General features: G+C 72.6%; 13 protein-coding genes. 5 read left to right on the top strand and 8 right to left on the bottom strand.

What is annotated here, in order from left to right; all coding sequences use genetic code 11:
* Positions 1–51: 51 nt before the first annotated feature.
* The 4 genes from Prum_RS42260 to Prum_RS42245 all read right to left on the bottom strand — a co-directional run bounded on the left by Prum_RS42260 (position 52) and on the right by Prum_RS42245 (position 5,450).
* The gene (locus Prum_RS42260) at positions 52–531 is read right to left on the bottom strand and encodes a hypothetical protein (protein ID WP_173082856.1); all 480 of its coding nucleotides are present in this window, start codon (positions 529–531) and stop codon (positions 52–54) included.
* Positions 532–583: 52 nt separating this feature from the next.
* Positions 584–1,780: a 4-hydroxyphenylpyruvate dioxygenase gene (gene hppD / locus Prum_RS42255; RefSeq protein ID WP_173082854.1), complete on the bottom strand. Its 1,197-nt coding sequence runs from the start codon at positions 1,778–1,780 to the stop codon at positions 584–586.
* Positions 1,781–1,872: 92 nt separating this feature from the next.
* Entirely contained in the window at positions 1,873–2,814 is a 942-nt protein-coding gene (locus Prum_RS42250; protein WP_246278466.1) for a serine/threonine-protein kinase, read from the bottom strand.
* A gap of 5 nt (positions 2,815–2,819) precedes the next feature.
* A complete protein-coding gene (locus Prum_RS42245) occupies positions 2,820–5,450 on the bottom strand; it encodes an EAL domain-containing protein (protein ID WP_173082853.1) in 2,631 nt (876 codons plus the stop codon).
* Positions 5,451–5,638: 188 nt separating this feature from the next.
* On the opposite strand from Prum_RS42245, the gene Prum_RS42240 reads away from it, so the two are divergent.
* Both Prum_RS42240 and Prum_RS42235 read left to right on the top strand, forming a co-directional pair.
* Entirely contained in the window at positions 5,639–6,400 is a 762-nt protein-coding gene (locus tag Prum_RS42240) for a hypothetical protein (RefSeq protein WP_173082851.1), read from the top strand.
* A 10-nt stretch (positions 6,401–6,410) separates the two neighbouring features.
* Entirely contained in the window at positions 6,411–6,821 is a 411-nt protein-coding gene (locus tag Prum_RS42235) for a PPOX class F420-dependent oxidoreductase (protein WP_173082849.1), read from the top strand.
* A 183-nt stretch (positions 6,822–7,004) separates the two neighbouring features.
* Here Prum_RS42235 and Prum_RS42230 read toward each other — a convergent pair whose 3' ends face one another.
* A complete protein-coding gene (locus Prum_RS42230) occupies positions 7,005–7,649 on the bottom strand; it encodes a class I SAM-dependent methyltransferase (protein ID WP_246278465.1) in 645 nt (214 codons plus the stop codon).
* A gap of 182 nt (positions 7,650–7,831) precedes the next feature.
* On the opposite strand from Prum_RS42230, the gene Prum_RS42225 reads away from it, so the two are divergent.
* Together Prum_RS42225 and Prum_RS42220 are read left to right on the top strand one after the other, a co-directional pair.
* On the top strand, positions 7,832–9,700 hold the full coding sequence (locus tag Prum_RS42225; RefSeq protein WP_246278464.1) for a GTP-binding protein: 1,869 nt from the start codon (positions 7,832–7,834) through the stop codon (positions 9,698–9,700).
* A gap of 109 nt (positions 9,701–9,809) precedes the next feature.
* Entirely contained in the window at positions 9,810–11,420 is a 1,611-nt protein-coding gene (locus tag Prum_RS42220) for an ABC-F family ATP-binding cassette domain-containing protein (RefSeq protein ID WP_173082847.1), read from the top strand.
* Here the strand turns inward: Prum_RS42220 and Prum_RS42215 are convergent.
* Genes Prum_RS42215 through Prum_RS42205 form a run of 3 tightly spaced genes read right to left on the bottom strand, consistent with a single transcriptional unit; the run spans position 11,410 to position 14,004 of the window.
* Positions 11,410–12,780 (bottom strand): aldehyde dehydrogenase family protein, encoded by a 1,371-nt coding sequence (locus tag Prum_RS42215; RefSeq protein WP_173082845.1) that lies wholly within the window; start codon positions 12,778–12,780, stop codon positions 11,410–11,412. The genes Prum_RS42220 and Prum_RS42215 overlap by 11 nt on opposite strands.
* 1 nt (position 12,781) lies before the next feature.
* The gene (locus Prum_RS42210) at positions 12,782–13,633 is read right to left on the bottom strand and encodes a fumarylacetoacetate hydrolase family protein (RefSeq protein WP_173082843.1); all 852 of its coding nucleotides are present in this window, start codon (positions 13,631–13,633) and stop codon (positions 12,782–12,784) included.
* Complete coding sequence (locus Prum_RS42205) at positions 13,630–14,004, bottom strand: TfoX/Sxy family protein (RefSeq protein ID WP_173082841.1); 375 nt, start codon at positions 14,002–14,004, stop codon at positions 13,630–13,632. Before Prum_RS42205 ends, Prum_RS42210 begins: the two co-directional genes overlap by 4 nt.
* Before the next feature lie 28 nt (positions 14,005–14,032).
* Between Prum_RS42205 and Prum_RS42200 the strand changes: the two genes are divergently transcribed.
* Positions 14,033–14,350 carry a YkvA family protein gene (locus Prum_RS42200; protein WP_173082839.1) on the top strand — a complete coding sequence of 106 codons (318 nt, stop codon included), beginning with the start codon at positions 14,033–14,035 and terminating at the stop codon, positions 14,348–14,350.
* Positions 14,351–14,503 lie beyond the last annotated feature (153 nt).

Below are 14,503 nucleotides of genomic sequence, written 5' to 3'. Positions count from 1 at the left end.
CTGTCCACACAGTCCTTGCCCCGACGCGCTCGCGGTGTTCCCGTGGCCGGTTCACGGTTGGCTCCGGCTCCGTTCCACTGCCTCGAGGAACCGGCGGAAGACCGGCCAGGGAATCCAGCAGGTGCCGCGCACGGTCAGGCTCTCGCCAGGTACGACCTCGATCAAGCTGGTGACGCCGTCGTCTTCGGACAGGGTGTACGGGCCGACCGCGTACCGCTTGCCGTCATGGATCCAGACCTGCCGGGCCGGCAGCGGCTGGGCCGGGCCGCGCAGCCCGGACAGGTCGCCGATCGACATGACCTTGCCGAGGAACCAGTACAGCACCGCCCAGGGCACCGATCCGCCGGCGCGGGCGTGCACCTCGGCGTGCTGCGGCTCCATCGCGGTGAAATGGTCGCCGGACGGGGTCGCGTCGGGCAGGTGGATGTCGAGGTACGGGCCATCGGCGGCGGGGTCGGTCGAGCGCAGTTCGTAGGCGACGCCGTCGGTGCGGAAGCCGGCGACAATCCGGTACCCGGGTATCTCGTTCACGGCATCAGGCTCCCACCCGCATGCCTACCGAGATGGGGTACGGCGGGGATCCTCAGAGGTTGCCGCGCAGCTCCTGCTCCCGCTCGATGGCCTGGAAGAGGGCCTTGAAGTTGCCCTTGCCGAAGCCGAGCGAGCCGTGCCGCTCGATGAACTCGAAGAACACCGTGGGCCGGTCGCCGAGCGGCTTGGTGAAGATCTGCAGCAGGTAGCCGTCCTCGTCCCGGTCGACCAGGATGCCCCGCTTGTGCAGCTCCTCGACCGGCACCCGGACGTTGCCGATCCGGGCCCGCAGCTGCGGGTCCTCGTAGTACGAGTCGGGGGTCGCCAGGAACTCCACGCCCGCGGCCCGCAGGCTGTCCACAGTGGTCAGGATGTCGTTGGTGGCAAGCGCCAGGTGCTGGGCGCCGGGGCCGCCGTAGAAGTCCAGGAACTCGTCGATCTGGCTGCGCTTCTTGCCGACCGCGGGCTCGTTGAGCGGGAACTTGACCCGGTGGTTGCCGTTGGCGACCACCTTGGACATCAGCGCCGAGTAGTCGGTGGCGATGTCGTCGCCGATGAACTCCGCCATGTTCACGAAGCCCATCACCCGGTTGTAGAAGGCGACCCACTCGTCCATGTGCCCCAGCTCGACGTTGCCCACCACGTGGTCCAGCGCCTGGAAGAGCCGCCGCGGCGAGCCGTCCGGCTTGACCACGGTGGACGGGCGGGCGACGTACCCGGGCAGGTACGGGCCGTGGTAGGCGGACCGGTCGACGAGTGTGTGCCGGGTGTCGCCGTACGTGGCGATGGCGGCGATCCGGACCGTGCCGTGCTCGTCGGTCAGGTCGTGTGGCTCGTCGAGGACCCTGGCCCCCTGGGTACGCGCGTACGCCACGCACTTGTCGACGTCGGTCACCTCCAGGGCGATGTCGCTGACCCCGTCGCCGTGCTTGGCGTGCCGGGCGACCAGCGGGCTGTCCGGTGCCACCGCCCCCTGGATGACGAAGCGCACCGCCCCGCTCTTGAGCACGTACGCGCTGTGGTCCCGGTTGCCGGTCTCCGGACCGGAGTACGCGACCAGGTCCATGCCGAAGGCGAGCTGGTAGAACTTCGCCGCCTGGGCCGCGTTGCCGACCACCCACACCACCGCGTCCCAGCCCACCACCGGGAACGGGTCGGCGAGCGGGTCGTACTCGACCAGGCCCACCAGCTGCTTGAGCTGGTCGACGCTGAGCTCGGCCAGCCGTTCCTCATCGGTCAGAAGCTCCATGCAACCATCTCAGCCGCAGGCGTTGGGCTGTGCAAGGGTTGCGATTTCGGTTGGACAGCCTGAACAATCCGTCCAGGGTCAGGTGCCGAATACTAGGCAAATTGTCCAGATGCGAACAGGGCAGCGACGGCGGTCGCTACCAGCACGAAGCCGGCGACGGCGAGTTGGATGCGGGTCAGCCGGCGCAGCACCGGGTCGTCCGGTGCGGCCGCCCGCGGCTGCTGGCCGGACGCGATCGGCAGCAGCCACCGCTCCACCTCGCCGGCGGCGGGCCGGCGGGCCGGGTCCCGGTCGAGCAGCCGCTCCAGGACCGGGGCCAGCGGCCCGGCGCGGCGCATCGGGTCCGGCGGCTCGGCGGTCAGGGCGGCCAGCGTGCCGGCGGTCGTCGGCCGCTGGTACGGCGCCCGGCCCTCCACCGCGGCGTACAGGGTGGCGCCCAGCGACCACAGGTCGGTCGCGGGCGTGGACGCGCCGTCCCGCACCCGCTCCGGCGCGATGTACTGCGGCGACCCGATCAGCACGTCGCCCGGGGCCATCGGCCCGTCGCCCGCGTGCACCGCCAGCCCGAAGTCGGTCAGCACGACCCGCCCGTCGTGGCCGATCAGGACGTTCTGCGGCTTGACGTCGCGGTGGATCACCCCGGCCCGGTGCGCCGCCCGCAGCCCGGCCAGCATGCCCAGCCCGACCCTCGCGGTGTGCGCCGGAGTCAGCGGCCCGTCGGCGACGATCACGTCGTACAGGGAGCGCGACGGGACGTACTCCATGACGATCCACGGCCGGTCGGTGTGCAGGATGTCGTGGATCTGCACGACGTTGGGGTGGTTGAGGCACGCGCCGGTGCGCGCCTCGCGCAGCGTGCGCCGTACCCGGTCGAACTGCCCGTCCGCGGGGAGCCAGTCCGGGCTCAGCACCTCCTTGACCGCCACGTCGCGGCCGAGCATGTCGTCGGCGGCCAGCCACACCTGGCCCATCCCGCCGCTGCCGATCGCCTGCCGGAGCCGGTACCGCCCCGCGATCACCGTTCCTGTCGTCACGACCCTTATTCGGCGGCGCCGACGTGGCGGATGGGTCGGGAAAACAGATGTCCCTGCCCCAGTTCGCACCCCAGCTCGCGGAGCAACTCGTGCTGCACGCTCGTCTCGATGCCCTCGGCGATCACGTCCATGCCGAGGTTGTGCCCCATCAGGATGATCGTGCGGACCAGCTCGCGGGCCTTGCCGCTGGCGGCCATGTCGGCCACGAACGACTTGTCGATCTTCAGCGCGTCGATGGGCAGCTCGCGCAGGACGCTCAGCGACGAGTACCCGGTGCCGAAGTCGTCGACGTACAGCTTCAGGCCCTGGTCGTGCAGGGTCTGCAGCATGGTCTGGGCGGCCTCCAGGTCGTGCACGACCACGCTCTCGGTGATCTCCAGCGCGATGCAGCGGGCCGGCAGCCGGGCCTGGCGCAGGGCCGCGGCAACGGTAGCGGCTGCGTCGCCGTACCAGAACTGGCGGTCCGAGAGGTTGATGCTGACCCACAGGTCGTCCGGGACCGTCCCGGTCCGGCGCCAGGCGGCGAGCTGCTGGCACGCCTCGCCGACCACCCAGCTGCCGATCGGCACCATCAGCCCGGCCTCCTCGGCCACCGCCAGGAACTGCGCCGGCGGCAGCAGCCCGCGGGTGGGGTGCTGCCAGCGCAGCAGCGCCTCCAGCGCCACGGTCCTCCCGGTGGCCAGGTCCACGATCGGCTGGTAGTGCAGCTCCAGGTCCCCGTCGACGATCGCGTGCCGCAGTTCCGTCTCGATGCGCAGCCGGTCGACCGCCTCGGCCCGCATCGACACGTCGAAGACCGCGTGCGAGCCCTTCTTGCGGGACTTGGCCCGGTACATCGCGATGTCCGCGTTGCGCAGCAGGTCCTCGGCGTTCTCGTACTGGCTGCTCCCGGCCGCGATGCCGACGCTGGCGCTGACCACCAGTTCCTGGCCGGCGACCTTCTGCGGCCGGACGATGGCCTCCTGTAGCCGTTCCGCGATCGCGGTGAGCACGGCGGTGTCGCCGAGGCCGTCGACGAGCACCGCGAACTCGTCGCCGGCGAAGCGGGCGGGCGTGTCCGCGGGGCGAACCTCGGCGCTGATCCGCTCCGCGACCTGGCACAGCAGCCGGTCGCCGGCCAGGTGCCCGAGGCTGTCGTTGACCACCTTGAGGCCGTCGAGGTCGAGGAAGAGCACCCCGAACTGGTACCCCGAGCCGGTCTGCGCGCGGCGCAGCGCGTGGCCGACGCGTTCCAGGAAGAGGGTGCGGTTGGGCAGGCCGGTGAGCCGGTCGTAGAGGGCGGCGTGCCGCAGCTGATCTTCCTGCTCGCGCAGCGACGTCACGACCGCCCGGTGGTCGAGCATGCCGCACAGCAGCGCGGCCCACTGGTTGACGGTCTCGACGATGGACGACTTCTGGGTGTCGATCGGGCCGACGTGGGCCAGCATCCCGCGGTCGCTGGCGCGCAGCCGGACCGGCACCACCACGGCGATCTGCCCGGAGCCGGGGTCGGACTCCTCGATCAGCTCGGCCGGCGGAAAGGCGCTGACCGGGATCGGGTCGTCGGGCTTGATCTGGTGGTCCGGGTCCCGGTGGAACGTGCCGGCGATCTCCAGCAGCGGGTCGGCGGCCTGCTCGGCCGGCTGGTCGGGCAGCCACAGGCCGAGGCAGCCGCTGGTCGCCTGGGAGCGTTCGAGCCACTGCAGCGCCGTCGGGTCGCCGTCGCTGCGCAGCAACTCCATGGAGATGCCGTACTGGGTGTTGAGCGCGCCCTCCAGGTACTGGTTTTCGGCGGCGAGCCGGGTCTCCGAGGGCGGTTGCGGAGGGCATCCGCAGGACTGGCGGGTGACCAGGGCGGACCTGCCTTCCCGGGCGTACCGCCGTCCCGGTGGCACCGCCTGCCCCGCCAGCATCGCCAGTAACAGCACGCCGGCCTCCTCCCCCACCTCGTCGAAGCGCGACTCGACGGTGGTCAGGTTGGGCTCCACGTGCTGGGCGGCGGTCACGTCGTCGAAGCCGACCAGCGCCTGGTCGCGCGGCAGCGCGTACCCGGCGGCGGTGAGCCCGCGGATGACGCCGACGGCGTTGTAGTCGTTGGCGCAGAAGCAGGCGGTGGTCGGCAGGCCATCGGCGAGCATCCGCGCGGCGGCCACCTCGCCGCCGGTCGTGAAGTTGTTGTCGGCCGCGAAGGTCAGGGCCGGGTCGTACGGCAGGCCGTGCGCCGCGAGCGTCTCCTGGTACGCCAGGTGCCGCTCGCGGATATCCTCCTGGGCCATCCAGCCGACGAAACCGATCCGGGTGTGCCCGTGGCTGATCAGGTGCTCGACGGCGAGCCGGGTGCCGCTGCGGTTGTCCGGCACGACCACCGGACACTCGAACCCCGGCACCTCTTGGCTCACCATCACCACCGGCTTGCCCGCCGCGCGTAGCGCCTCCAGATACTGCTGGTCGGCCGAGTTGAGGATCACCACGAAGCCGGCCGCGTGCCGCCACGCGATCGGCGGCCGGAAGTCGGACAGGTTCAGGTAGGTGATCTCGTCCACGCCGGGGTCGAACGTCTGCACGGCGACGACATGCCCGTCCACCGCCGCGGTCGCACGCGCGATCCCCCGCAGCAGCCCGCCGAAGTAGTGCCCGGACAGCAGCGGCGTCAGCACACCGACAGTGACCCCTCGCGCCAAATCCGAACCCCCGCCCCCTCGCCATCGCGGACCCGGATGTGGGTTGAGCGTACCCAGCGTGACTGGGTACGGGGCCCGGCTGTTTGGTTGGTGGCTCTTGGCACCATCTCTAAAGCATCCTAGGATGTAGGTTACGGGGAGTCGTCGTTGCTACGCTGTCCGTTGTGGACGGTCGGCAGGTGCGGCGCGGACAGGTCACCCGCGCCGTGGTCGTCGCGATCGTCCTCCAGTTGCTGGGCAACGGCGCCGGCCTCCTGATCGCGTACGTCACGGGCGGTGAGTACAGCCCCGTCGTGGTCGCCCTGACCATCACCGGCGTCAGCGTCGTGATCGGGCTCGCCACCGCACTGCTGCCCTCCTCGCCGCCACCGCCCCCGCCCCCATATTCCCCGTACCCGCACCCCCGGCGGCCCGCGGGCGGCGTCAGCCGGATGTCCGTCGCGGCCGCCGTCGCCGTCATCCTGCTGCTGTGCGGAGTCGGCGGCGCCGCCGCGGCCTGGGGCATCCAGGAGGGCTTCCAGGCCGTCCGGGGCCTGGTCGACCCCGCCGCCGAGGAGGGCACGCCACGCCTCGCCAAGCCGGTCACCGGCAAGTCCGGGCCGCTGTCCATCACCGTGGAGGCGGTCGAGGTGACCAGCCGGGTCACCAAGGTGTCGCTGCGACTGGAGAACGGTGGCGCCAAGTCGATGACCGTCCCCGTCTACGGCAACGCCCAGTTCGTCCTCGCCGGGGGCCAGACGCTGCGCGCGGACGGCCAGGACATGATCGACGTACCGCCGGACGTCCCCGTCGAACGGGAGATCGTCTTCGACGGCACCCCTGCGCCGGCGGCGCGCACCGCCACGCTGACCTTCAGCCACGTGCTCGACCAGACCTTCGCCGTCGACTCGATCACCGTCCGGAATATCCGCCTCACCGCTCCGTAGGGTGGTGTCCATGGACCTCGACCGAGCCCTCGACTTCGTCCGGCACAACCACCGCGCCGTGCTGACCACGTACCACCGGGACGGGCGGGCGCAGGTCTCGCCGGTGACCGTGGGTACCGACGAGGCGGGCCACGTGATCGTCAGCACCCGCGAGACCGCCGCGAAGACCCGCAACCTCGCCCGCGACCCGCGCGCCCTGCTGTGCGTGATGAACGACGGCTTCTACGGCGACTGGATCTACGTCGAGGGCACCGCCACCATCGTCCACCTGCCCGAGGCGCTGGAGCCGCTCGTCGACTACTACCGCGGCATCTCCGGCGAGCACCCCGACTGGGACGACTACCGCGCCGCCATGGTCCGCGACCGCCGCGTCCTGCTCCGCATCACCCCCACCCACGCCGGCCCCGACCACTGGGGCTGACCCCCTTTCTCTCCTCTCTCCCCCACCCGCCGCGCTCCGCCGCGCCGATCAAGGCTTTCTGCGTCGATCAAGGGCGAACGGCCGTGCTTTGATCTCCGATCCACGACCGTTTGCCCTTGATCGACGGCGAAATCCTTGATCGACGCCGCGAAGCGCGGCGCGGCGTCCGGGAGCGCGGGGAGGTTAGGGCTTGTGGGCCAGGAGGTACGCCTGTGGGGTTTTCTCCTGGCCCTCGCGCTCCTTCACCACCCGCGTACCGAGCACGATGCCGGCGTCGGCGAGCAGTTCCGCGATCCGGTCGGGCTCGAGCCGGTACGCGTCGGCCGCCACCTCGTGCCCGTACGCCTGCTCGACGCGGACCACTTCGTCGCCCGCCTGGAACGCCAGGATCAGCTGCCCACCCGGCGCCAGCACCCGCGCGAACTCGGCGAACACCACCGGCAGCAGCTCCGGCGGGGTGTGGATGATCGAGTACCAGGCCACCAGGCCGCCGAGCGCGCCGTCCTTGAGGTCCAGGTCGGTCATGGTCCCGACCTGGAATGCCAGCCCCGGGTACGCCTCCCGCGCGACCGCGATCATCTCGGGGGTCAGGTCGATCCCGGTGACGTCGAGGCCGAGCGAGTCCAAATAGGTCGTGATCCGTCCGGGTCCACACCCGACGTCGGCGACCGGTCCACCGCCGCCGGCGCGTACCAGCTCGGCGAAGGTGCCGAGCAGGGCCCGCTCCAGAGGCGCCGCGGCGAGGTGGTCCTTCAACGTTTCGGCGTAGTCGACCGCGACGATGCCGTACGCGGTCCGGGTCTCGGTGATGTAGATCGGCTCACTCACCCGGAGCACCCTACCGAGTAATTCGGTCGCGGTTCGGGCGGCCGGGTGCTTGGCTAGCCGGAAGGACCCATGGGAGCCGAGGAGCACCGACATGCGAGCGACGTTCATCTCTATCGAAGTTGACCTGTACGTCGATTCGAAGGGCATGACGTTTGCTGCACGGCAGCTTGAACCTGGGGATTTTGGCGCACGTCGACGCCGGTAAGACCACCCTCACCGAGCGGCTGCTCTACGCCGCCGGGGTGATCCGCGAGCCCGGCCGGGTCGACGACGGCACCACGCAGACCGACTCGCTGGCGCTGGAACGGCAGCGTGGCATCACGATCCGGTCGGCGGTGGTGTCGCTGGCGATCCGTGGCACCGCCGTCAACATCATCGACACTCCCGGTCACCCCGACTTCGTCGCCGAGGTGGACCGGGTGCTCGGGGTGCTCGACGGCGCCGTCCTGGTGATCTCGGCGGTGGAGGGCGTGCAGCCGCAGACCCGCGTGCTGATGCGCGCGCTGCGCCGGCTGCGGGTGCCGACGCTGCTGTTCGTCAACAAGACGGACCGCCGGGGCGCCGACGTCGAGCGGGTGCTGGCGCAGATCCGGCAAGGCCTCGGCGTCACCGCCGTGCCGATGCCCGACGGTGGGCGGGACGCGCTGGTCGAGGCGCTCGCCGAGCACGACGACCGGCTGCTGGCGCAGTACGTCGAGGACGACCCCGGACTGACCGGCAAGCGCTTGCGCGCGGCGCTCGCCGCGCAGACCGGGCGCGCGCTGGTGCACCCCGTGTACGCCGGGTCGGCGGTCACCGGGGCCGGCGTCGAGGCGCTGATGGAGGGCCTGGTCGAGCTGCTGCCCACCGCGACCGGCGACCCGGGCGGGCCGGCCAGCGGCACCATATTCAAGATCGAACGCGGCACGGCCGGCGAGAAGATCGCGTACGTGCGGATGTTCGCCGGCACGGTGCGCGTCCGGGACCGCCTGCGCGACGGGCCGGACAAGGTGACCGGCATCAGCGTCTTCGAGGGCGGTGCCTGGGTGCGCCGGGACGCGGTGTCGGCGACCGAGATCGGCCGGCTGTGGGGGTTGACCGGCATGAAGATCGGCGACCCGATCGGCGCGCCGCACGCAGAGCGAAGTCACCACTTCGCCCCGCCGACCCTGCAGGCCGTCGTCGAGCCCGTCCGGCACGACGACCACGTCGCGCTGCGCTCCGCGCTGGCCCAGCTGGCCGAGCAGGATCCGCTGATCGACGTGCGGACCGACGACACCCACCACGAGCTGGCCGTCTCGCTGTACGGGGAGGTGCAGAAGGAGGTCATCCAGGCGACGCTCGCCGCCGACTTCGGCGTCGAGGTCACGTTCCGGCAGACCACGCCGCTCTACATCGAGCGCCCGGCCGGCGTCGGCGAGGCCGTGGAGTGGCTCAACACGCCGCAGAACCCGTACCGCGCCACGATCGGGCTGCGCGTCGAGCCCGCGCCGCCGGGCTCCGGCGTCGCGTTCCGGCTGGGCGTCGACTTCCGGGTGGTGCCGCTGTACGTCTACCGCAACCTGCCGGAGTTCGCGCGCGCCATGGAGCAGTACGTCCGCGACGCGCTGCGCGAAGGGCTGTACGGCTGGCCGGTGAGCGACTGCGTCGTGACGATGGTCCGCGGCGGCTACAGCGTCCCGGACGGGCCGCCGTCCACCCGCGGGCCGCTCAGCACCGCCGCCGACTTCCGCAAGCTCACACCGGTGGTGCTCGGGCAGGCGCTGGCCGACGCGGGCACGGCGGTGTGCGAGCCGATGTCCCGGGTCCGCATCGACGCACCCGTCGACGCGCTCGGCGCCGTTCTCGCCGCCCTCAGCGACCTCGCGGCCACCGTGGAGACGCAGTCGGTGCAGCGGGCGGACGTCACGGTCGAGGCGGTGGTGACCGCGGCCCGCGTACCCGATATCCAGCGCCGCCTGCCCAGCCTGACCAGCGGCGAAGGCGTGCTGGAGTCGGCGTTCGCCGGTCACCGGCCGGTGCCTGGACGGCCGCCGGTAAATCCGTTGCGGGCCGCGTCCGGCCGCGCGTAGCGTGGGCGGCGATGTGATCCATTGACGATGTCCGCGCTCGCGCCCGAGGCTGTTGCCCGGCGGGCGGAAGGACCGATCCCGTCGGTGGGTGTTCACAATGTCTCAGCCCATGTCTCAAGCACCTTTGCTCGCTCACGACCTCGTCCGCACGCTCGGCACGCGCCGCGTGCTCGACGGGGTGTCGCTGACCGCCGCGCCCGGCCACCGGATCGGGCTGATCGGCGAGAACGGCGTCGGCAAGACCACGCTGCTGCGCCTGCTGGCCGGCGCGGACGAGCCGGACGGCGGCACCGTGGTCCGCCCGGCCGACCTGGGCTTTCTGCACCAGGAGATGCCGTTCGACCACGCCGTCACGGTCGCGGCGGTGCTCGACGAGGCCCTGCGCGAGGCCCGCGACGACCTCGCGGCGCTCGACCGGCTCGGCCGCGCGCTCGCGGCCGGCGGCACCGACCAGCACGAGCTGCTTCGCGAGTACGGCGAGCGCCTCGACTCCGCCGAGCGGCGCGACGCGTGGGGTGCCGACCGGCGCGCGGAGATCGTGCTGGCCGGGCTCGGCCTCGCCGCGATACCGCACGACCGGACGCTCGGGTCGCTGTCCGGCGGGCAGCGCAGCCGCCTGGCGCTGGCCGCCCTGCTGGTACGCCGGCCCGCCGCGCTCCTGCTCGACGAGCCCACCAACCATCTCGACGACGCCGCCGCGGTGTTTCTGGAAGGGCACCTGCGCGAGCTGCCCGGCGTCGTGGTGCTGGCCAGCCACGACCGGGCGTTCCTGGACGCGGTCTGCACCGACCTGATCGACCTCGACCCAACCCTGTCCGGCCCCACCCGGTACGGCGGCAACTACACCGACTACCTGGCCGCCAAGCACGCCGAGCGGGAGCGCTGGCAGCGGCGCTTCGTGCAGGAGCAGGAGGAGCTGGCCGAGCTGCGCCACGCGGTCGCGGTCACCGCCCACCAGGTCGCGCCGGGCCGGCCGCGCCGCGACAACGAGAAGATGGGGTACGACTACAAGGGCGGCCGGGTGCAGAGCCAGGTCTCCCGGCGGGTGCGCAACGCCGCCCGGCGCCTGGAAGAGTTGGCGCGCGACCAGGTCCGCAAGCCGCCGGAGCCGCTGCGCTTCAGAGTGACCGTGTTCGCCGCCACGGCCACCGGAGCAGACACGCTGGTGTCGCTGCGGGACGTCCGGGTGCCGGGCCGGCTCGCCCTGGACCGGCTGGACCTGGCGGCCACCGACCGGCTGCTGGTCACCGGCGCCAACGGCGCGGGCAAGTCGACGCTGCTGGCCGTGCTGGCCGGGCGGCTGGCCGCGGATGGCCGGATGCGCGGGCGGGAGCGCCTGACGGTCGGGTTGCTGGCCCAGGACACCGTCTTCCACCGGCCCGACCGCACCGCACTGGAGACGTACGCGCTGGCGCTCGGCGCCGAGCGGGCGGAGTCCGTGCCGCTGCGGTCGCTGGGGCTCATCGAGCCGCGCGACCTGGGCAAGCGGGTCGGTGAGCTGTCAGTCGGGCAGCGCCGCCGGCTCGCGCTGGCCCTGCTGGTGGCGGACCCGCCGGAGCTGCTACTGCTCGACGAGCCCACCAACCACCTGTCCCCGCTGCTCTGCGACGAGTTGGAGGCGGCGCTCGGGCCGGGGCCGGGGGCGATCGTGGTCGCCAGCCACGACCGCTGGCTCCGCTCCCGCTGGACCGGCCGCGAGCTCCGCCTGCCTAGGGGGTGAGGGTCACCGTCACGGTCCGGGTGTAGAAGTCGCGCGCGGCCGGGCCCTGCTCGCGTGGGCCGTAGCTGGACTCCTTCTCCCCGCCGAACGGCGCGTGGAAGTCCACCCCGGCGGTCGGCCCGTTGACCTTGACCATGCCGGTCTCCAGCCGCGGGGCCAGGGTCAGCGCAGACGCCAGGTCCCGGGTGAACAGCGCGGCGACCAGCCCGTGGCGTACCGCGTTGGCGGCCCGGACAGCGTCGTCGGCCGACGCGGCCGGGACCACCGCGCAGATCGGGCCGAACACCTCCTCGGTCAGCAGTTCGTCGCCCTCCGGCACGCCGGTCACCACGGTCGGCGCGGCGTACCAGCCGTTCCAGTCCAGGGCGACGCCGCCGGTCAGGATCTTGGCGCCGCGCCCGGCGGCCCGCTGCGCCGCGGCCACCACCGCCGAGCGCGCCGCCGGCTCGATGACCGGCCCGACCGCGGTGCTGGCCTGCCCCGGGTCGCCGACCTCCAACGCCTCGACGGCGGCGACCAGCCGCTCGGCGAAGCCGTCCGCGTCGCCCACGACGATCACCCGGCTGGTGGCGGTGCACTTCTGCCCGGCGTACCCCATGGCGGCGCCGGCGATGGTCCGGGCGGCGAGGTCGAGGTCGGCGTCCGGCAGGACGACGGACGGGTTCTGCCCGCCCATCTCGCACTGCGCCGGTACGCCGCGCGCCGCCGCGGCCTGGCGGACCAGCCGGCCGACGGCCGTCGACCCGGTGAACGAGATGGCGTCGGCCGTCTCGACCAGCGCGGCGCCGGCCGCCCCGGCCCCGGTGACCACCCGCAGCACGCCGCCGGGCAGCGCGCCGGCGAAGAGCTCGGCCAGCCGCAACGCCACGGCCGGCGCCTGCTCGGCCGGCTTGAGGACCACTCCGTTGCCGTACGCCAGGGCCGGCGCCGCCTTCCACAGCGGGATGGCGACGGGGAAGTTCCACGGCGTGATCAGTCCGGCGACGCCGTGCGGGCGGCGCCGGGTGTGCAGCAGCGACACCCCGTCGGCGGCGGGAAACACGTCGCCCTCGGGCAGCAGCGCGGCCTGGGCGAAGTACCGCAGGATCGCCACACCGCGGGCGACCTCGCCGGTGGCTTCGCCGATCGGCTTGCCCACCTCGCGGACCACAAGCGCGGCCAGCTCGGCGGACGCCTCGGCCAGCGCCTCGGCGCAGGCGCTCAGCGCTATCGCGCGCTCGGTCGCGGGGCGGGCCGCCCAGTCCACGCCGGCCTCCCGGGCCTGCCGCACCGCCTCGGCGACCTCGCCTGGACCGTTGTCCGGCACCTGGGCCACGACGTCCTCGGGCGCCTGCGGAGAACGGCTTTCGATCAGCGACACGTCAGTCCCCTTCTCCTCGACCCACCACCGTCACCGGGTTGCGCAGGGTGCCCACCCCGTCGATCGTGATCTCGACGAGGTCACCGGCGCGCAGCGTGAAGTCACGATCCGGAACTACCCCGGTCCCGGTCAACAACACCACGCCGGCCGGGAAGTCCAGCGCCCGGGTCAGCCAGCCGACCAGGTCGGCGAAGCCGCGGGCCAGCCGCGCCGTGGACGTCCGCGCGGCGTACGCGCCGGCGCCGTCCCGCTCCACCCGCACCGACACCGCGAACGGGCCGGGGCCCGCCTCCCACGCCGGCACGATCGCCGGGCCGAGCGCGCAGGCCCGGCTGTAGATCTTGGCCTGGGGCAGGTAGAGCGGGTTCTCGCCCTCGATCGAGCGGCTGCTCATGTCGTTGCCCACGGTGTAGCCGAACACCTCCCCCGCCGCGGTGACGACCAGGCCCAGCTCCGCCTCGGGCACGTCCCAGCCGGAGTCGGCGCGGATGCCGACCGGCTCCCCGTCGGCCACCACCCGCGCGGCGGTGCTCTTGAGGAACAGCTCCGGCCGGGCCGCGGTGTAGACGTGGTCGTACAGCGCGGCGTGCGCCGACTCCTCCCGGCGGCCCTCGCGGCTGCGCTGGTACGTCACCCCGGCCGCCCACACCTCCTGCGCGTCCACCGGTGCGAGCACCGACACCGGCCCGCCGATCGGTTCGGCGGCGGCCTCGTACGCGGCGCGCGCCCGCGCCAGCGGCAGGGCGAGCAGGTCGGACAGGCCGGCGTCGAGGGCGTACAGCCCGCCGTCCCGGCGCACCGCCCAGCGGCGCGCCCCGGACCCATGATCAACGACGTGGATCAACACGGTCATGACCGCGATCCTGCCCGATGCGACGGCTCCCCGCGCCGCCTACTTCGCGGGGAGGCTCCGCGCGTACGCCACCCCCGCCCGACCCACCGGCCCAGGTCGGCGTCGCTCCGGCACGCCGACGGTGCGACGGTGAGCCAGCCGCGCAGCCGCCGCCCCCGCATCTCCATCAGGTCGGCACCGGGCTCGACCAGCAGGTCGTCGGACTCGTCCGGATCGACGCGGACCAGCAGCCCGCCCTGGCCCCGTACACCCACCGCCATGTTGCCGTTGAGCAGCATCGCCAGGCCACCGAACATGCGCTTCTCGGCCAGCCCGGGCTCGGGGCCGATCAGCTCCCGCACCCGATCCGCCAGCTCCTCATCAAATGCCATACTTCGCATCCTCCGCTACCGTGGCGACATGTCCCGCGAAGCCTGGACCGTCGTCATCGTCCTCGGCGTGATCATCGCGGTCGCGTCGCTGATCGGCGCGATCGTGCTGGCGGTACGGGTCTGGCGCACCCGCAAGCTGCTGGTCGGCATGGGCGCCGGCGGCAAGCTCGCGTTCTACGGCGCGCTGCTCTATACGATCCTCCCGGTCGACGTCCTGCCCGACCCGATCTACCTGGACGACATGGGCCTGCTCGCCGGGTCCCTGCTCTACCTGACCCACCTCGTCCGCAAGCAACGCGCCACCCCACCCCCGCCCCACCGCGACCGCGAACGCCTGCCCTCGTAACCCGAGCCGCCGATCAAGGACTTCTGCGCCGATCAAGGGCAAAAGGCCGCGAATCGGAGATCACACCACGACCATTCGCCCTTGATCGACGGCATTGCCCTTGACGCCCTGGACGAGCTGGCACCGGATGATCGGGGCAATCTCGCCCGCGGC

It is taken from the genome of Phytohabitans rumicis (assembly GCF_011764445.1).
GTDB classification, from domain to species: domain Bacteria; phylum Actinomycetota; class Actinomycetes; order Mycobacteriales; family Micromonosporaceae; genus Phytohabitans; species Phytohabitans rumicis.
This window is presented reverse-complemented; position numbering and strand designations above follow the sequence as displayed.